The organism is Gordonia sp. C13 (assembly GCF_023218005.1).
GTDB classification, from domain to species: domain Bacteria; phylum Actinomycetota; class Actinomycetes; order Mycobacteriales; family Mycobacteriaceae; genus Gordonia; species Gordonia namibiensis.
Map to the genome: position 1 here is coordinate 293,386 of NZ_JALPSY010000001.1, position 18,329 is coordinate 311,714.

Here is an 18,329-nt window from a genome sequence, read left to right on the forward strand (position 1 = left end):
CGTCCGTGTTCGAACTGTTCGAGTGTCGATCATCTGTTCGATGAACTGATGTTCGATTTGTAGCACGGCACTCCGACAATTGTCTCGCAACACGTCGAACAAATGTTTGATGCGGTCGGCGATCTCGGCTACGCTCGTCGAGAAGAGAAGCGATCTACCAGCACGTTCGGAAATCGAGAGGAACCCGATCATGAGCGATGACGGCGGTAAGCGCACCGGAGCGCGGGGCGCCGACGAGCCCGTCACCCCGGCAGACATGGCGGCGGCCGAGGCCTCGCTGACGCCGCGGCAGCGCGGAGTTCTCGAGGTGATCCGCAAATCCGTGCGCGAGCGCGGTTACCCGCCGAGCATCCGCGAGATCGGTGACGAGGTGGGTCTCACCTCGACCTCATCCGTTGCCCATCAGCTGCGGACACTCGAGCGCAAGGGCCTCCTGAAGCGCGATGCGAACCGTCCGCGGGCGGTCAACATCGCGCCGAGCGAGCCGCCGACGCCCACCTCGCCGGACGGCAGCGCGCTACCCGAGCCCACCTTCGTGCCGGTGCTCGGCCGGATCGCCGCAGGCGGCCCGATCCTCGCCGAGGAAGCCGTCGAGGACGTCTTCCCGCTCCCCCGCGAACTCGTGGGTGAGGGCTCGCTGTTCCTGCTGAAGGTGGTCGGCGAGTCGATGATCGACGCGGCGATCTGCGACGGCGACTGGGTGGTCGTCCGCCAGCAGAACGTGGCCGACAACGGCGACATCGTGGCCGCCATGATCGACGGCGAGGCCACGGTGAAGACCTTCAAACGCCAGAAGGGTCACGTCTGGCTGATGCCGCACAACGAGTTGTTCGACCCGATCCCGGGCGACGAGGCCGTCATCCTCGGCAAGGTCGTCACCGTGATGCGGCGGATCTGACCTCGTCACTCTCGAGTACCGCGGCGGCAGCCGCGCGAGCCGCAGCCGGATCGGCGGTGGCCAGCGCGGCTGCCGCCGCGTTCTCGCAGGTGGCCAGGGTGACCCCGCCGAGCTGCGCCCCGACCGCGGCAGCCGCGACGGGAGCGCTCGACAGCGAGGTGACCCCGAGCCCGACGAGTACGCAGGCAAGGTAGGGATCTGCTGCGGCCTCGCCGCAGACGCCCACCGGTTTGCCCTGCTCGCGTCCGGCCCGCGCGACCGTCGCGATGAGGTGCAGGACGGCCGGCTGCCACGGATCGGTCAGCGATGCGAGGTCGGCGGACATCCGGTCGGCGGCCATCGTGTACTGCGTGAGGTCGTTGGTGCCGATCGAGACGAAGTCCACCTCGGCCAGGATCGCCGGGGCGAGGATCGCCGCGGCGGGGACCTCGATCATCACACCGGCCACCAGTCCGCGCTTGCGCACCTGCGCGGCGAACGCCGCCGCCTCGGCCGGTGACGCGATCATCGGCGCCATGACCCAGGGACTCGACTCGGAACCCTCGGCGGCGCGCGCGATCGCGTCGAGCTGGTGTTCACGGATCTCCGGGTGCGCCAAGGCGATCCGGTCGCCGCGCACACCGAGCGCCGGGTTGGCCTCCTCGGGCTGGTTCACAAAGCGCAGCGGCTTGTCCGAGCCGGCATCGAGGGTGCGGATGACGACCTTGCGGCCCCCGAAGGCGTCGAGGACCGCGCGATAGATGTCCGCCTGCTCCTCGACCGACGGTTCGTCGGCGCGTTCGAGGAAGGCCAGTTCGGTTCGGAACAGTCCCACGCCCTCCACCGGATGATCGGTGGCCGCACGGGCCGACGACCCGTCGGCGACGTTGGCCAGGATCGCCACCTCCACGCCGTCGGCGGTACGACCCGGGCCGGACCAGTCGGCCACGCGGGCGGCATGGCGCGCGTACTCTTCGACCCGTGCGCGGGCGGCGGCGTCGTCGGGCTCGACGACGATCTCGCCGGTGGCGCCGTCGACGAGTACCGCTGTGCCGGAACCGATCTCGTCGAGTCCGGACACTGCGACGACGCAGGGGATACCGAGCTGGCGGGCGATGATCGCGGTGTGGCTGGTGGGCCCGCCCAGTCGCGTCACGAGCGCGATCGTGGTCGCGGGATCGAGTCCCGCGGTGTCGGCGGGCGCGAGGTCGTCGGCCAGGAGGATCGACGGCACGTCCGGCGTCGGCACACCGGGTTCGGGCAGGCCCAGGAGCTCGGCGAGCACGCGGTCGCGAACGTCGTTGAGATCGGTGACGCGCTCGGCCATCAGCCCGCCGAGCTTGGTGAACACCGCGGCGAACTGCTCGGTGGCGGCGACGGCCGCCGATGGCGCCGAGGCACCCTTGGCGATCAGTCCCGACGCCGCACCGATCCAACCGCGGTCCTCCGCGAGTCCGGCGGTGGCGGTGAGCACCTCGGCGGCGACGCCGGTGTTCTGCGAGGCCCGCTCACGCAGGCGCGCGGCGACGGCAGCCGCTGCGGCGGTGAACCGCTGGGCCTCGTCGGCGCGCTTGTCCTCGGCGACCTCGACACCGGCGCCGAGGGCCTCCGCGGAATGGTCGGGACGGCGTCCTGGCCAGAGTGCGGGCCCATGGGCCACACCACCGACAACCGGCGTCCCCGTCAGAATCTGCGTCATGTGACCACGGTTACAAATTCTTCTTGACTTGTCAACACAAACAGGCGTAAACACAGTTACTACAACACGCAAAGCCACATGTTCCCACATTCCCGGAGAACATCACATGCGCGGAACGATCAGAACGGAGCCGGTGTGTACGCCGAGGAGAGACAGCAGGCCATCACCGAGGAGGTACGCGTCGCAGGACGCGCCTCGGTCGCCGAGCTCGCCGCGAAGTTCGACGTGACCAGCGAGACCGTCCGCCGCGACCTCGCGGTCCTCGAACGCGCCGGGCACCTGCAGCGCGTCCACGGCGGCGCCGTCCGCCCCGAGGTCCTGCGCGTGATCGGCGAACTCGGCATCGCCGAGCGCGAGACGGAACAAACCGAGGAGAAGGCGGCCATCGGCCGTGCCGCCCTCAGCTTCCTCCCGCCCGACGGCGGATCTGTGCTCTTCGACGCCGGTACCACCACCTTCCGGGCCGCCGACGCCATGCCGCGCGACCGCGATCTCACCGTGATCACCAACAGCCTCCCGATCGCCGGACTGCTCGCCGGACACCACGCCGACGGTCTCCACGCCCTCGGCGGTCGCGTCCGCGGGCTCACCCAGGCGACGGTCGGCGCCGAGACGGTCGCCGCGCTGGGACGACTCCGCGTGACGACCGCATTCATCGGCACCAACGGACTGAGCGAGGCACACGGACTGTCCACCCCCGACCCCGACGAGGCGGCGGTGAAGGCGGCGATGGTCGCCGCGGCCCGACGCGTCGTCGTCCTCGCCGACAGTTCGAAGATGGAGCGCGAGGAGCTGTCCGGTTTCGCCGGCGTCGACGACATCGACGTCCTCATCACCGACTCCGGCATCGATCCGGAGTTCTCCGCCGCACTGTCGGCCCGCGGCGTCGAGGTCGTGATCGCGTGATCCTCACCGTCACCGCCAATCCGAGTGTCGACCGGACCCTCGAACTCGCCACCCCGCTGCGACGCGGCGAGGTCCAGCGGGCCGGCGTCGTCCGCGCCGAACCGGGTGGCAAGGGCGTCAACGTCGCCCGCACCGTCGCCGCCGCCGGACTCCCGACCCGTGCCCTGCTGCCCGCTCGCGCCGGCGACCCCCTGCTCGCCGCGCTCGACGGCCTCGGGCTCCCCTACGACGCCGTCCCCGTCGACGGCGAGGTCCGTTCCAACGTCACCATCGCCGAATCCGACGGCACCACCACGAAGATCAACGCCCCGGGCGTGACCCTCACCGCAGCTCAGCTCGAGTCGCTGTCCGCTCTGATCCGAACCCACGCGAACGGCGCGGACTGGGTCACGCTGTGCGGATCGCTGCCGCCCGGAGTGCCGGACGACTGGTACCGGCCCGTCGCCGACGCGCTGGTCACCGCCGGATGCCGCGTGGCCGTGGACACCTCGGGAGCACCGTTGCGCGCCGCCGCGGCCGGGCGTGTCGACCTGATCAAACCCAATGAGGACGAACTGGCCGAACTCACCGGCGCCGACGCCGCCGAGCTTCGTGATTCCCTGTCCCGCAACGATCTCCGCCCGGTGGTGACCGCGTCACAGGCCCTCGTGGAGCAGATCGGCGGCAGCGTGCTGGCCACCCTCGGCGCACGGGGCGCCGTCCTTGTGAGCCCGACTGGCACCTGGTGCGCGACCCCACCACCGATCGTCCCGCGTAGCACCGTCGGCGCAGGGGACTCGTCCCTGGCCGGTTTCCTCATCGCCCGGACGCGTGGTGCGTCGGCGCCGGAATGTCTCCGGTCGGCCGTCGCCTACGGATCGGCGGCCGCCGCGCTGGCCGGCACTGCCTCCCCCACCCCCGATCACCTCGACCTGGCCGGGGTCACGGTCACGGAACTATCCGGGGCCGGCCGATGAGTTGACCCCGATCCCACCCCAGCAGAACCCGCACCACACCAACCCTCCATTGCCGAAGGACATCCCATGACCGAGCAGATCATCACCGCACAGACGGTGAGTCTCGACGTCGACGCCGGCGCCGACCCCGCCGCCGTCATCACCACCCTCGCCGATGCTCTGGCCGCGGCCGGACGGACCACCGATCCCGCCGACCTGGCCCGCGCGGCACTCGAGCGGGAGGCCAAGTCCGCCACCGGACTTCCCGGCGGCATCGCGATCCCGCACGCGCGCACCGCGTCGGTGACGTCGGCGAGCCTGGCCATGGCGCGCCTGTCCCGCAAGGTCGACTTCGGCGCACCCGACGGTCCGGCCGATCTCGTCTTCCTCATCGCCGCCCCCGAGGGCGGTGCCGCCGCGCACATGAAACTGCTGAGTTCACTGGCGCGTTCGCTGGTCCGCCCCGACTTCGTTGCGGCCCTCCGCGAGGCCGAGACCGACGACCGCGTCATCGAACTGGTCACCGAGGCGATCGACCCCGACGCCAAGAAGGAAGCCACTCCCCCGGCGGCTCCGGCGACGGCAACCCCGGCCGACTCCGAGACGCCCGCCGAAAAACCTGCCGAGGGCCGGCCGCGCGTCCTCGCGATCACCGCCTGCCCCACCGGGATCGCGCACACCTACATGGCCGCGGACGCGCTGAAGTACGCCGCCGAGCGTGCCGGCGTCGACTTCGCGGTGGAGACACAGGGCTCCTCGGCCACCACACCGTTCGATCCCGACGTCATCGCGTCCGCCGACGCGGTCATCTTCGCGACCGACATCGGGGTGAAGGGCAAGGGCCGCTTCCACGGCAAGCCGGTGATCGCCTCGGGCGTCAAACGGGCCATCAACGAACCCGACACGATGATCGCCGAAGCCGTTGCCGCCGCACAGAATCCGGAAGCGCCCCGGGTGACCGACGACGGTGGCACCGACGCCGCCGCGTCCGGATCGTCGTCGGGTCTCGGACTGGCCGGTCGGACCCGGCAGGCACTCATGACCGGTGTCAGCTACATGATCCCGTTCGTCGCGGCGGGCGGTCTGCTCATCGCGCTGGGCTTCCTGCTCGCGGGTTACGAGATCGCCAACAGCACCCTCGATGCCGGGGGTTCCCTCAACGACGCCGCCTTCATCGCCCTGAACAACAGCCTCTGGGATCTCCCCTCCGGGGGTCTGCTCCAGTACCTCGGCGCGGTGAGTTTCGCGATCGGGTCGGGGGTGATGGGACTCGCCGTCCCGGTCCTCGCCGGATACATCTCGTTCGCGATCGCCGACCGTCCCGGCATCGCACCCGGTTTCGTCGCGGGCATCGTGTCCCTTGCCGTCGGCGCGAGCTTCATCGGCGCACTCATCGGCGGCCTGATCGCCGGCGCCGCGTGCCTGTGGATCTCGCGGCTCCCGGTTCCGCAGTGGGCCCGTGGCCTGATGCCGGTCGTGGTCATCCCGTTGTTCGGCAGCCTGATCGTCGGCGGCCTGCTCTACCTGGTTCTCGGCAAGCCGCTCGCCTGGCTGACCGAGCAGATGAACTCCGGGCTCGAGAGCATGTCCGGCGGATCGGCCGTCGTCCTGGGCATCGTGCTCGGCCTGATGATGTGCTTCGACCTCGGCGGCCCGGTCAACAAGACCGCCTACCTGTTCGCCACCGCCGGTATCGCCGACGCCGCGACGGCGGGTCCCGCCCAGTTCCAGATCATGGCCGCGGTCATGTGCGCCGGCATGGTCCCGCCACTCGCCCTGGCGCTCGCGACAGTCCTGCGTCCCGGCCTGTTCACCGAGCCCGAACGCGAGAACGGCAAGGCCGCCTGGCTTCTCGGCGCGTCGTTCATCTCCGAGGGCGCCATCCCGTTCGCGGCGGCCGACCCGTTCCGCGTCATCCCGTCGATGATGGCCGGCGGCGCCCTGTCCGGCGCGCTGATCATGGCGTTCGGTGTCGAGCTCCGCGCCCCGCACGGCGGCATCTTCGTCTTCTTCGCCATGAACAACTGGGTGCTGTTCCTCGTGGCTTTGCTGGCCGGCACCGTCCTGAGCGCGGTCGTGGTGATCGCGGCGAAGCAGTTCGGCCGGACCCGCGAGATGGCCGCGGCCGATCTCGAGGTCGTGGCAGCCTGAAGTCCGGACCCCGCCGAACACCCACACACCGACGAACAACCATCAGACAAGCAATCAGCAATACAGGAGGCACCATGCCCAGCACCACCGCCACCGTCGGATCGGCCGTCGGCCTGCACGCCCGCCCGGCCACGATCATCGCCGAGGCCGTCGCCGACACCGGCAGCACCGTGACCCTCGGACTCGAGGGCGGTGACCCGGTCGACGCCGGTTCCGCACTGATGATCATGACGCTCGGCGCCGAAAAGGGCACCAAAGTCGTCGTGACCGCCGAGGACCAGGCGGCCCTCGACAAGATCGTCACCCTCGTCGAGACCGACTTGGACGCCGACTGATCCGGACGCCGACTGACCGGATCTAGACCGTGAGGTCCGCGATCTCGCCCGCGAAAGCGGCCGGGACGCGGACCTTCATCGTCGTACCCGACTCGGTGTGCTCGGAGGTGAGGACCTCGCCCTCGCTGTGGATCCGGGAGACGATGTCGCCGCGGGAGAACGGCACCTCGATGGTGAGCTCGACGTCCTCGCGGCCCACGAATTCACGTACGCGGTCGAACAGCTCGGGCAGTCCCTCGCCGGTACGCGCCGAGACGAACACCGCGTCGGCACCTACCGCGCCGCGCAGTTCGGTGAGCCGGTTGCCGTCGATCGCGTCGATCTTGTTGATCACCAGCAGTTCCGGCGGCGCCTCCGCCTTCTCCTCGGCGACGATCTCGCTGATGACCTGACGCACCGCCGAGATCTGTTCCATCGGGAACGGATCCGATCCGTCGACCACGTGCAGGAGCAGATCGGCGTCGACCACCTCTTCCAGCGTCGACCGGAACGCCTCGACGAGCTGCGTGGGCAGGTGCCGCACGAAACCGACGGTGTCGGTGAAGACCACGGCCCGCCCGTCGTCGAGCGTGGCCCGTCGCGTCGTCGGGTCGAGGGTCGCGAACAGCGCGTCCTGCACCAGGACACCCGCGCCGGTCATGGCGTTGACCAGACTCGACTTGCCGGCGTTGGTGTAGCCAGCGACGGTGATCGACGGGATCGCCGAACGGTTGCGGGCGGCCCGCTTGGTGGTGCGCGCCTTCTTCATGTCGCGGATCTCGCGGCGCAGCTTGGCCATCCGCTCACGGATGCGCCGGCGGTCGGTCTCGATCTTGGTCTCACCGGGACCACGCAGACCCACACCGCCGTTGCTGCCGGCGCGGCCACCGGCCTGCCGGGACATCGATTCACCCCAACCGCGCAGACGCGGGAGCATGTACTCCATCTGCGCGAGCGAGACCTGTGCCTTGCCCTCACGGGACGTGGCGTGCTGGGCGAAGATGTCGAGGATGAGTGCGGTCCGGTCGATCACCTTGACCTTGACGACCTTCTCCAGCGCGGTCAGCTGGGCGGGCGTGAGCTCACCGTCGCAGATGACGGTGTCGGCCCCGGTTGCCAGGACGATCTCGCGGAGTTCCTCGGCCTTGCCGCTACCGATGTAGGTGGCCGAGTCCGGTTTGGAACGGCGCTGGATCAGCGCGTCGAGGACCTGCGAACCAGCGGTCTCGGCCAGCGCGGCGAGCTCGGCCATGTTGGCCTCGGCCGAGGCGGCGCTGCCCTCGGTCCAGACACCGACGAGAACCACCTTCTCGAGGCGGAGCTGCCGGTACTCGACCTCGGTGACGTCGGTGAGTTCGGTGGAGAGTCCGGCGACGCGCTGAAGTGACGCACGCTCGGAGAGTTGGAGTTCGCCGACGGTCGGATCGTCGTCGCGGTGGAGGTCACCGGAGCGATCGTCGAGGTCCGCGTCGGACAGGATCTGTGCTGATGATTCGGTCATACGGGATCCATGGTCTCACGCCACGGCCGTGCTGAGCACGTGATTATCGGCTCAGCGGCCCCAGCCGGGTCGCAGGACGCCGTCGGCGACCAGCATCGACGGGCCGCGCAGGGTCGAGCCGTCGGTCCGGATGGTCACCGTGACCTCCCCGCCCGGGATGCCGATGCGCAGCTCACCGGCGTCCTGTCCGCGCGCGTCGAGAGCCGCGCGCGTGGCCGCGACCAGGCCTGTTCCGCAGCTGCGGGTCTCGCCGACGCCGCGTTCGAAGACCCGCATCCGCGCGTACAGACGACCGTCGACGTCCTCGACCGGCGGGGTCAACAGTTCGACGTTGGCCCCGTTCGGGAAGTCGTCGGCCTCGATGACCACACCGGCGGTGAAATCGACGGCCGCGAGGGCCTCGGCGGTGAGATCGGCCACCACACACGCCAGGTGCGGGTTGCCCACGTCGACCTTGGCACCCGGGTAGATGTCGTCGCCGATGCGCACGACAGAGGTGCCGTCGAGACGGGCGATGCCCATCTCCACGGTCACCTCGGCGTGCACATCGTCGAAGGAGTGGATGATCACCGGCCGGGCTCCGGCGCGCGAGCCCACCGTGAAGGTGTCCGTGTCGGCGAGTCCGGTCGCGCGGACGAAGTGGGCGAAGACCCGGACACCGTTGCCGCACATCTCGGCGATCGAGCCGTCGCCGTTGCGGTAGTCCATGAACCAGTCGTCGGCCGCAACGCCGTCGGGCAGGGCGTCGATAACACCGCGTTCGACGAGCGCACCCGTGCGCGCCACGCGCAGCAGACCGTCCGCCCCGATGCCCCGCTGCCGGTCGCACAGTGCCGCGACCATCTCGGCGTCGAGTGACAGCTCGGCGGCCGGGTCGGCGAGCACGACGAAGTCGTTCTCGGTGCCGTGACCCTTGACGAAGCGCAGACCGGTTGGGTTGGAACTCACGCGCACCAGACTACTTCTCGGTGCGTGGATCACACGGCGGCGGCCTCGAGGGCTCGGTCGGCGAGGTCGGGGGCGGCGGCGTCGAGCCAAACGGCACGGTGATCGCGGCGGAACCACGACCGCTGTCTGCGCACATACCGGCGGGTGCCGACGAAGGTGAGTTCCTCGGCCTGGGCCATGTCGTATTCGCCGTCGAGGGCGGCGAGCACCTGCTTGTAGCCGATCGCCTGCGAGGCCGTGCGGCCCTCCCGCAGTCCGGCCGCGCACAGGCCCTCGACCTCGTCGACCAGACCGGTGGAGAACATCAGCCGGGTACGCCGCGCGATCCGGTCGTCGAGTTCGGCCGTCTCCCGGTCGAGCGCGAGGATCACGGTTCCCCACCGGGGTTCGCCGATCGTCGGCTGCGACGCCGCGAAGGGCTGCCCGGTCAGTTCGACGACCTCCAACGCGCGGACGATCCGCCGGCCGTCGGTGTCGAGAATCGTTGCGGCAGCAGCGGGATCGACCGAGGCGAGCAGCCGGTGCATCTCGGCGACCCCGCGTTCGGCGAGCATCTCCTCGTACCGGCCGCGGACCTCGGGATCGGTCGCCGGGAACTGCCAGTTGTCGAGCAGCCCCTGGATGTACATCATCGAGCCGCCGACGATCACCGGGACACGACCGGCGTCGAGGAGTCGCTCCACGTCCGCGGTCGCGGCCTGCTGGTATCGGGCGACGGTGGCCACCTCGGTCACGTCGAGGACATCGATCTGGTGATGCGGTATGCCGCGGCGTTCGTCGAGCGGCACCTTGGCGGTCCCGATGTCCATGCCGCGGTACTGCTGCATGGCGTCGATGTTCACGATCTCCCCGCCCAGACGCTCGGCGAGGTCGAGGGCGAGGTCGGATTTCCCGCACGCGGTCGGGCCGACGACCATGATCGGCCGCAGTGCCGGCTGGTCGCTCATGACCGGTCACCGGAAACGGTCCACGCGGCGACGACGTACCCGACCCCGAACGGGGCGTCGGCGTAGCTCGTCTTCGGCACGACGCCCGAACCGCAGCTCTCCACCGCGGCGGCGGCGACCTGCCACGCGACCCGGCCGCCGATCCCCTCCGTATCGCAGGATTCGGGTCGCAGGGCTGCGAGCGCCCGCATGTCGGCGGCCCCGATGGCCGCGACGATCGACTCGTTGAGCGCGACCGCGGAGTCCCGTCGGCCACCGCCCGGTGCCTTGGGGGTCAACGCGGTCGAGCCGTCGCCGACGACGAGGAGTCCGATCCGCTCCGGGGACTCCTCCAGCCGTGCGCCGAGATCGGCGCCGAGAACCGCGCACTCGGCGGGCGAGGTCTCCCGGCCGACGATCCACATGCTCGTCGGCCCCAGCGACGCCCACTCCCGCAACCAGGCCCCGATCAGGGCGGACAGACTCATCCGGGGGCCGGTCCGATCGCTCACGCTCACCCGGACATCCACCCCGAACCGGGCGAAACTACCCGACCCCGACTCTTCCACCTGGCCGGTCACCGGGTCGTCGGAGGCGCCGAGAACGACCCAGCGATCGATCCCGCTCGACGCCGTATCGGCGAGGGCATCCCGCACCGCCGACCGCACGGGTTCGGTGTCGAACGCCGACGGACCGGCCAGTTCGGGTACCAGCAACGGGGCACTCGGTACGAAGACGACGGCCGCAAGCACACCACGACGCTAGTCGAACCAGACATCGCGACCGACGCCCGAACCCCGACACGGATTCCGGTAAGTCGCCGCGCACGCCACACACACGCGCCTGAACTGCTTGAATGGATCCGTACTGTCGGCTGTCGCCGGGGCGTTACGATGCCCCGCGAGAACCGACCCAGCGACCGGCAGCCGTGACGCGCGGCACCACTGAGCGGCAGGACATGTGCAGATGACCCACCCGACCGACCCCTCCACGGCCACCGAGGCGCCGCAGACGAGCACTCCGGTCCCCACACCCGGCCCCAAACCCGGTCCGCGCCCCAAGCCCGGCCCACGACCGGGACCGCACGAACCCGTCATCACGCACATCAGTGCCGGCGACCCGCACCGATTCGGTCGCATCGACTCCTCGGGTGTGGTGTGGCTCAAGACCGCCGACGGCGAACGCGAGATCGGCCAGTGGCAGGCCGGCACCGTCGAAGAGGGGCTCGCCCACTTCGCCCGCCGCTTCGACGACCTCGCGACCGAGGTCGAGATCCTCGAGGAACGTCTCAGCGCACGCTCCGGCGACCCGCGCAAGGCCCAGGCCGCCGCCAAGCACCTGCTCGACGATCTGCCGAACGCCCACGTCATCGGGGATGTCGCCGCCCTGCAGCGTCGACTCGAGGCCATCGTCGGTTCCGCCGACGAGGTCGCCGAGTCGCTGCGCGCGGAGCGCGAGAAGACCCGCGCCACCGCCATCGCACGCAAGGAGACCCTCGCCGCCGAGGCCGAGCAGATCGGTGCCGAGGCCACCAACTGGAAGGGCGCCGGCGACCGGCTCCGCGAGATCCTCGACGAGTGGAAGACCATCAAGGGCATCGATCGCAAGACCGATGACGCCCTGTGGAAGCGCTACGCGAAGGCCCGCGATGCCTTCAACCGCCGCCGAGGTGCCCACTTCGCCGAACTCGACCGCGAGCGCGCCGGGGCGAAGGAACGCAAGGAAGCGCTGATCGCCCGCGCCGAAGAACTGTCGTCGTCGACCGACTGGGGCCCCACCTCGGCCAAGTTCCGCGAGTTGCTGGGTGAGTGGAAGGCGGCCGGTCGCGCGCCCCGCGACACCGACGAGGCCCTCTGGCAGCGGTTCAAGGCCGCCCAGGACGTCTTCTTCAACGCCCGCAACGCCGCCACGTCCGAACGCGACGCCGAGTTCGCGGCCAACGCGACCGCCAAGATCGCGCTGCTCGAGGCCGCCGAGAAGGCCATCGACCCGGCTGCCGATCTCGAGGCGGCGCGTCGTGAGTTCCGGTCGTTCCGTGACAAGTGGGACGAGATCGGCAAGGTCCCGCGCGACCAGATGCACTCCCTGGAAGGACGCGCACGGGCCATCGAGAAGCGCATCCGCGATGCCGAGGACGCGCAGTGGCAGCGCACCGACCCGGAGGCCCAGGCGCGGGCGGCACAGTTCGCCGACCGTGCCGCGCAATTCGAGGAGCATGCCCGCAAGGCCGCCGAGAAGGGCAAGGACCGCGAGGCCGCGTCGCTGCGTGAACAGGCCGCGCAGTGGCGCGAATGGGCCGAGGCCGCGCACAGCGCCGTCACCGACCGCTGAGCGAACCCCCCGTCACAACCGACCACCCAGGGCCCCGGGCCGCCGACTACTTCGGCTGTTCGGGGTCCTTGTGGTAGAGCGCCGAGGCGTAGGCCTCCTGCTCGGCGGCCTGACGGCGACGCTCGGCCTCCATCGCCAGGTGGTACGACGAGCGCGCCCACACCACGCGTGACCAGTGGAAGGCCAGCACGAAGACCGAGATCCAGCCGAGCACCAGACCGATGCCCACTCCCGACGGGGGCTGGACGCCACCGACGCCGGGGGTGTTGCGCGACCACCAGGCGAGCATCCCGGCCACGCACGCAATGGCACAGCCGCACAACGCGATCCACGCCAGAATCCAGCGGCGGGTCAGCAGCGCGAGCATCGAGACCACGATGCCGAAGATCGCCACCAGGTAGACGAAGATCTTCGACACGATGGTGACCCGTTCGGCCGCAGCCTCCGGCGCAAAGGACAGCACCTCGAGGCCGGTCACCGAACCGGTGTGCGGCAGGACCAGCGACACCATGGCCAGCAGGACGGCGATGGCCACGACGACCGCGCGGGCGCCGGGGTCGATCTCACCGGCGACCTTGCGCTCGGCCTTCCTCAGGTCCTGTTCGTACTCCTTGAACGCGTCCTTGTCGGAAACGCCGGGTGTGCGGTCCGGGTTCTCGGACATGTCATCGCCTCTTCTCACGGGTGGGTCTGGTGGCGCGCTCTAACCGCAGGACCCGCATCCGGCGTCGGCGGACGCGGGGACGGGGGCGGGGGCGGGGGCGCCGATGGTCGGGAGGCCGAGGCCCACGCCGACGGGGGCGGTGGTGGGCGTGCGGCTCTGCTCGTAGGCGTCGCCGGCACGCGTGCGGCGGTGCGAGAGCACCCCGGCGTCGGCGATCAGGTGGTGCGGCGCGGCGGCGGTGACCACGGTGTGGACCACGTCGCCGGGGCGGATGCCGGCGGTGTCACCGGGCGCGAAGTGCACCAGGCGTCCGTCACGCGCGCGACCGGTCATGCGCCGGGTCTCGGCGGACTTGCGCCCCTCGTCGGCGACGACGAGCAGCTCCACCTCGGTGCCGGTCAGGGATTCGTTCTCCGACAAGCAGATTCGTTCCTGCAGCGCGATGAGTCGCTGGTAGCGCTCGCCGACGACGTCGGCGGGCACCTGGTCGGGCATCGTGGCGGCCGGGGTTCCGGGGCGCGGCGAGTACTGGAAGGTGAAGGCGCTGGAGAACCGCGCGCGTTCGACGACGTCGAGGGTCGCCTGGAAGTCCTCCTCGGTCTCCCCCGGGAACCCGACGATGATGTCGGTGGTGATCGCCGCATGCGGCATCGCGGCGCGGACCTTGTCGAGGATGCCGAGGAACCTGGTCTGGCGGTAGCTGCGTCGCATCGCCTTCAGGATGCGGTCGGAACCGGACTGCAGCGGCATGTGCAGCTGCGGGCACACGTTGGGGGTCTCGGCCATCGCCTCGATGACGTCGTCGGTGAACTCGGCGGGGTGCGGCGAGGTGAACCGGACCCGTTCGAGTCCTTCGATGTCGCCGCAGGCACGCAGCAGCTCGGCGAAGGCGCCACGGTTGCGCGGCTGGTCGGGATCGGCGAAGGACATGCCGTAGGCGTTGACGTTCTGCCCGAGCAGCGTCACCTCGACGACGCCCTGGTCGACGAGTGCCTCGACCTCGGCCAGCACGTCACCGGGACGGCGGTCGACCTCCTTGCCGCGCAGCGACGGCACGATGCAGAAGGTGCACGTGTTGTTGCAGCCCACCGACACCGACACCCAGCCGGAGTAGGCCGAGTCACGCTTGGCGGGCAGCGTCGACGGGAAGCGCTCGAGGGAGTCGAGGATCTCGACCTGCGCCTCCTCGTTGTGGCGGGCACGGTCGAGCAGCGCCGGCAGCGAACCGATGTTGTGGGTGCCGAACACGACGTCGACCCACGGCGCCTTGGAGATGACGGTGTCCTTGTCCTTCTGCGCGAGGCAGCCGCCGACGGCGATCTGCATGCCGGGACGCCGGGACTTCACCGGTGCGAGGTGCGACAGGTTGCCGTAGAGCTTGTTGTCGGCGTTCTCGCGGATGGCGCAGGTGTTGAAGACGACCAGGTCGGCGTCGTCGTCCTCGCCGGCACGCACATATCCCGCGTCCTCGAGGAGCCCGGAGATGCGTTCGGAGTCGTGGACATTCATCTGGCAGCCGTAGGTTCGAACCTGGTAGCTGCGGGGTGACTGGGCTGATGCAGCCTCGTCAGGCCGATCCGACAACTCGATACTCACTCCTACCAGGGTACGGTGCCGACGCAAATCGCCGACTCGGCGTGACCGGTACCGCTGTTCGGCACGAATTTGGTTAGGGTTCGAGAATGACCGTTTCGCCGAGCAAGTCCGCGGACCCCGGGTCCCAGCCGATGATCGCGATGCGCGGGGTGCAGAAGCACTTCGGTTCGCTGCACGTCCTCAAGGACATCGACTTCGAGGTTCCCGCCGGACAGGTGGTCGTGGTCCTCGGTCCGTCCGGATCGGGCAAGTCCACCCTCTGCCGGACCATCAACCGCCTCGAGCCGATCGACGAGGGCGAAATCCGGGTCGAGGGTCAGCTCCTGCCCGCCGAGGGCAAGGACCTCGCACGCCTGCGCGCCGACGTGGGCATGGTGTTCCAGTCCTTCAATCTCTTCTCACACAAGACGATCCTCGAGAACGTCACCCTTGCCCCGATGAAGGTGCGCAAGAAGTCGAAGGCCGAGGCCAACAAGCGCGCGTTGGAACTGCTCGAGCGGGTCGGCATCGCCAGCCAGAAGGACAAATACCCCGCACAGTTGTCCGGCGGCCAGCAGCAGCGCGTCGCCATCGCCCGCTCCCTCGCCATGGACCCGAAGGTCATGCTGTTCGACGAGCCGACCTCCGCGCTCGACCCCGAGATGGTCAACGAGGTCCTCGACGTCATGGTCTCCCTGGCCAAGGAGGGCATGACGATGCTCGTGGTCACCCACGAGATGGGCTTCGCCCGCAAGGCCGCCGACCGGGTGATCTTCATGGCCGACGGCGCGATCATCGAGGATGCCGAACCCGACACCTTCTTCACCGACCCCAAGACCGACCGAGCACGCGACTTCCTCGGCAAGATCCTGGGGCACTGAGATGCGGATGAGTCGAGAAACACACCACACGCGCCCGCAGGTGTCCCGATGGCGCAGCGCCGGACTGGTCGTAGCCGTCATCGCGCTGCTCGCCGGACTCCTCGCAGGCTGCGGCAGCACCGAGCCCCGTAACCTGCTCAACTCGATCCGTGAGGGATCGGTGATCCTCGGCGTCAAGTTCGACCAGCCCGGCCTCGGCCTGTACGAGCCGGACGGCAACGTCACCGGCTTCGACGCGTCGGTCGCCACCTACGTGGTCAACGCCATCGCCGACGACCTCGGCGTCGATCACCCGGAGATCACCTGGCGCGAGACGCCGTCCGCCCGTCGCGAGGCGATGATCGACAACGGCGAGGTCGACCTGATCGCCGCCACCTACTCGATCAACGCCAGCCGTTCCAAGAAGGTCTCGTTCGGCGGCCCCTACCTGCAGACCTATCAGGGCCTGATGGTTCGTGCCGACGACAACTCGATCTCCGAGCTGGCCGACCTCGACAACGGCAAAAAGCTGTGTTCGGTCACCGGCTCGACGTCGGCGCAGAACGTGAAGGCACAGCTGCCGACAGTGCAGCTGCAGGAGTACGACTCCTACTCGGCCTGCGTCGAGGCGCTCCGCCGCGGCAAGGTCGACGCGCTGACAACCGACGAGGCGATTCTCGCCGGCTACTCCAACTTCTGGAAGGACGAGTTCAAGCTCGTCGAGATGACCTACCTCAAGGACGCCTGCGTCAAGGACGCGCTGAAGACGGCGGGCAGCCCGTTCTCCACCGAACGCTACGGCGTCGGTGTCGCCCTGAACGACACGGCCGCAGTCGATGCGATCAACAAGGCCCTCGACACCATGCTGACCCCCGTCGAAGGCGTCGAGTCGCCATGGAACGCCGATCTCCGCGAGGCACTCGGCAACGAGTACGTCGACGAGATCATCGCCCGCGCGGACCGTCCCGGTTCCAAGTTCCCCTATCTGCCGGACCCCGGTGACCTCGAGTTCCTCGATTCACCGTCCACACCGTGCCCGCCCGGACTCGAGTGAGAGGAGTAATCGATGAATGACGCCTCTCTGTGGGAGAGCATGGGCCCCCAGCTGTGGCCCGCCTTCTGGGTGACCATCCAATTGACCTTCTATTCGGCGATCGGCTCGCTGGTCTGGGGCACGATCCTCGCCGCGATGCGGGTCTCCCCCGTCCCGGTGATGCGCGGCTTCGCGAGCGTCTACGTGAACGTCGTCCGCAACACGCCGTTGACGCTCGTCGTGCTGTTCTGCGCGATCGGCCTGTACCAGAACCTGGGGCTGACCTTCGCGCCGACGATCAAGTCCAACAACTTCTGGCTCGCGGTGCTCGCGTTCGTCCTCTACACGTCGACGTTCGTCTGTGAGACGCTCCGGTCCGGCTTCAACACGGTGCCCCTCGGACAAGCCGAGGCGGCCCGGTCGTTGGGCATGCCGTTCACCCAGGTGTTCGGGATCATCGTGCTGCCCCAGGCCATCCGGTCGGTCATCGGTCCGATGGGCAGTGTGCTCATCGCGCTGACGAAGAACACCACGGTCGCGTCGGTCATCGGCGTCGCCGAGGCGGCGGCCCTGATGAAGACCGAGATCGAGACCTTCTCCGACCAGCTGTTCGTGATCTTCGGCGTGATCGCCGTGGGCTTCATGATCATCACCCTCACCGAGGGGGCCGTCTTCGGCTACCTCGCCAAGCGACTGGCGGTGAAACGATGAGCGCCGAATCGACTGTCCTGTACGACGCACCCGGCCCGCGCGCACGAACCCGGAACCGCCTGACGGCGGTCCTGTTCATCGCGATCCTCGCCGCGGTCGCGATCTACGTGATCTCCGTACTTGCCGCGAACGAGCAGTTCACCGGCGAGAAGTGGAGCCCGTTCGTCACCTGGTCCACCTGGACCGGTTACATCCTGCCCGGCCTGTGGCGCACCCTCGCCGCGGCAGCCGCCTCGATCGTGCTGTCGCTCATCCTCGGCGCCGTCCTCGGCATCGGGCGGTTGTCGGATCACCTCTGGGTGCGCGCCGTGTCGGGCGTGTTCGTCGAGGTGTTCCGCGCGATCCCGGTGCTGATCCTGATGGTGTTCACCTGGTTCCTGTTCGCCATCTACGGCATCTTCCCGTCGTCGATGCTGGCGTTCGCCGCGGTGGTCACCGGCCTGACCCTCTACAACGGGTCGGTGATGGCCGAGATCCTGCGTTCGGGCATCAACTCGCTGCCGAAGGGCCAGACCGAGGCGTCGATGGCGCTGGGTCTGCGGAAGAGCCAGATGATGCGGATCGTGCTGCTCCCGCAGGCGATCACCGCGATGATGCCGGCACTGATCTCGCAGATGGTGGTGGCGTTGAAGGACAGCGCGCTGGGCTACATCATCGGCTACTCGGAGGTCGTTCGCAGCGGCCTGCTGTCGGCCTCGCGCTACGGCAACTACATCCCGGCGCTGATCGTGGTGGCGATCATCATGATCCTCATCAACTTCGGGCTGTCGAACCTGGCGACCTACGTCGAACGACGACTGCGTCAGGGAAGCCGGGCGACCGAACCCGCGAACCCGGAAAAGGCCGAGCAGGCCGCGTCGGAGAACTTGCTCTGATCCGATCGATCCCGTGACGGGGA

Annotated in this window: 17 protein-coding genes; 10 read left to right on the forward strand and 7 right to left on the reverse strand. The window is 69.2% G+C overall.

The window, feature by feature from the left end; translation table 11 throughout:
- Nucleotides 1–190 precede the first annotated feature (190 nt).
- Entirely contained in the window at nt 191–898 is a 708-nt protein-coding gene (gene lexA / locus M1L58_RS01365) for a transcriptional repressor LexA (RefSeq protein ID WP_248657556.1), read from the forward strand.
- Here lexA and M1L58_RS01370 read toward each other — a convergent pair.
- Nucleotides 876–2,576 (reverse strand): putative PEP-binding protein, encoded by a 1,701-nt coding sequence (locus M1L58_RS01370; RefSeq protein ID WP_248657557.1) that lies wholly within the window; start codon nt 2,574–2,576, stop codon nt 876–878. The genes lexA and M1L58_RS01370 overlap by 23 nt on opposite strands.
- Nucleotides 2,577–2,711: 135 nt before the next feature.
- Between M1L58_RS01370 and M1L58_RS01375 the strand changes: the two genes are divergently transcribed.
- The 4 genes from M1L58_RS01375 (at nt 2,712) to M1L58_RS01390 (ending at nt 6,903) form a co-directional block, all read left to right on the forward strand.
- Nucleotides 2,712–3,482 (forward strand): DeoR/GlpR family DNA-binding transcription regulator, encoded by a 771-nt coding sequence (locus tag M1L58_RS01375; RefSeq protein ID WP_248657558.1) that lies wholly within the window; start codon nt 2,712–2,714, stop codon nt 3,480–3,482.
- Nucleotides 3,479–4,438 carry a 1-phosphofructokinase gene (pfkB, locus tag M1L58_RS01380; protein ID WP_248657559.1) on the forward strand — a complete coding sequence of 320 codons (960 nt, stop codon included), beginning with the start codon at nt 3,479–3,481 and terminating at the stop codon, nt 4,436–4,438. Before M1L58_RS01375 ends, pfkB begins: the two co-directional genes overlap by 4 nt.
- Before the next feature lie 66 nt (nt 4,439–4,504).
- Nucleotides 4,505–6,568 carry a PTS fructose transporter subunit IIABC gene (locus M1L58_RS01385; protein ID WP_248657560.1) on the forward strand — a complete coding sequence of 688 codons (2,064 nt, stop codon included), beginning with the start codon at nt 4,505–4,507 and terminating at the stop codon, nt 6,566–6,568.
- Nucleotides 6,569–6,642: 74 nt separating this feature from the next.
- Nucleotides 6,643–6,903, forward strand: a complete 261-nt coding sequence (locus M1L58_RS01390; protein WP_006866449.1) for an HPr family phosphocarrier protein — start codon at nt 6,643–6,645, stop codon at nt 6,901–6,903.
- Nucleotides 6,904–6,925: 22 nt separating this feature from the next.
- On the opposite strand, the gene hflX is transcribed toward M1L58_RS01390, so the two are convergent.
- From hflX to M1L58_RS01410, 4 genes are read right to left on the reverse strand one after another with little or no spacing between them, the layout of a single operon-like run.
- Nucleotides 6,926–8,383: a GTPase HflX gene (gene hflX, locus M1L58_RS01395; protein ID WP_006866450.1), complete on the reverse strand. Its 1,458-nt coding sequence runs from the start codon at nt 8,381–8,383 to the stop codon at nt 6,926–6,928.
- A 51-nt stretch (nt 8,384–8,434) separates the two neighbouring features.
- A complete protein-coding gene (gene dapF / locus M1L58_RS01400) occupies nt 8,435–9,337 on the reverse strand; it encodes a diaminopimelate epimerase (RefSeq protein WP_248657561.1) in 903 nt (300 codons plus the stop codon).
- A gap of 23 nt (nt 9,338–9,360) precedes the next feature.
- Entirely contained in the window at nt 9,361–10,278 is a 918-nt protein-coding gene (gene miaA / locus M1L58_RS01405; protein ID WP_248657562.1) for a tRNA (adenosine(37)-N6)-dimethylallyltransferase MiaA, read from the reverse strand.
- Nucleotides 10,275–11,009, reverse strand: a complete 735-nt coding sequence (locus M1L58_RS01410; protein ID WP_248657563.1) for a hypothetical protein — start codon at nt 11,007–11,009, stop codon at nt 10,275–10,277. The genes miaA and M1L58_RS01410 overlap by 4 nt, the downstream gene beginning before the upstream one ends.
- Nucleotides 11,010–11,223: 214 nt before the next feature.
- On the opposite strand from M1L58_RS01410, the gene M1L58_RS01415 reads away from it, so the two are divergent.
- Nucleotides 11,224–12,588, forward strand: coding sequence for a DUF349 domain-containing protein (locus M1L58_RS01415; protein WP_248657564.1), 1,365 nt, complete (start codon nt 11,224–11,226; stop codon nt 12,586–12,588).
- 46 nt (nt 12,589–12,634) lie between these two features.
- On the opposite strand, the gene M1L58_RS01420 is transcribed toward M1L58_RS01415, so the two are convergent.
- Nucleotides 12,635–13,252 (reverse strand): Rv2732c family membrane protein, encoded by a 618-nt coding sequence (locus tag M1L58_RS01420; RefSeq protein WP_248657565.1) that lies wholly within the window; start codon nt 13,250–13,252, stop codon nt 12,635–12,637.
- 39 nt (nt 13,253–13,291) lie between these two features.
- A complete protein-coding gene (gene miaB, locus M1L58_RS01425) occupies nt 13,292–14,836 on the reverse strand; it encodes a tRNA (N6-isopentenyl adenosine(37)-C2)-methylthiotransferase MiaB (RefSeq protein WP_248657703.1) in 1,545 nt (514 codons plus the stop codon).
- A 143-nt stretch (nt 14,837–14,979) separates the two neighbouring features.
- On the opposite strand from miaB, the gene M1L58_RS01430 reads away from it, so the two are divergent.
- From M1L58_RS01430 to M1L58_RS01445, 4 genes are read left to right on the forward strand one after another with little or no spacing between them, the layout of a single operon-like run.
- The gene (locus tag M1L58_RS01430; RefSeq protein WP_248657704.1) at nt 14,980–15,708 is read left to right on the forward strand and encodes an amino acid ABC transporter ATP-binding protein; all 729 of its coding nucleotides are present in this window, start codon (nt 14,980–14,982) and stop codon (nt 15,706–15,708) included.
- 1 nt (nt 15,709) lies between these two features.
- Nucleotides 15,710–16,741 carry a glutamate ABC transporter substrate-binding protein gene (locus tag M1L58_RS01435; protein WP_248657566.1) on the forward strand — a complete coding sequence of 344 codons (1,032 nt, stop codon included), beginning with the start codon at nt 15,710–15,712 and terminating at the stop codon, nt 16,739–16,741.
- 12 nt (nt 16,742–16,753) lie between these two features.
- On the forward strand, nt 16,754–17,431 hold the full coding sequence (locus M1L58_RS01440) for an amino acid ABC transporter permease (RefSeq protein ID WP_005197381.1): 678 nt from the start codon (nt 16,754–16,756) through the stop codon (nt 17,429–17,431).
- On the forward strand, nt 17,428–18,306 hold the full coding sequence (locus M1L58_RS01445) for an amino acid ABC transporter permease (RefSeq protein WP_248657567.1): 879 nt from the start codon (nt 17,428–17,430) through the stop codon (nt 18,304–18,306). Before M1L58_RS01440 ends, M1L58_RS01445 begins: the two co-directional genes overlap by 4 nt.
- The last annotated feature ends 23 nt before the right edge of the window (nt 18,307–18,329 follow it).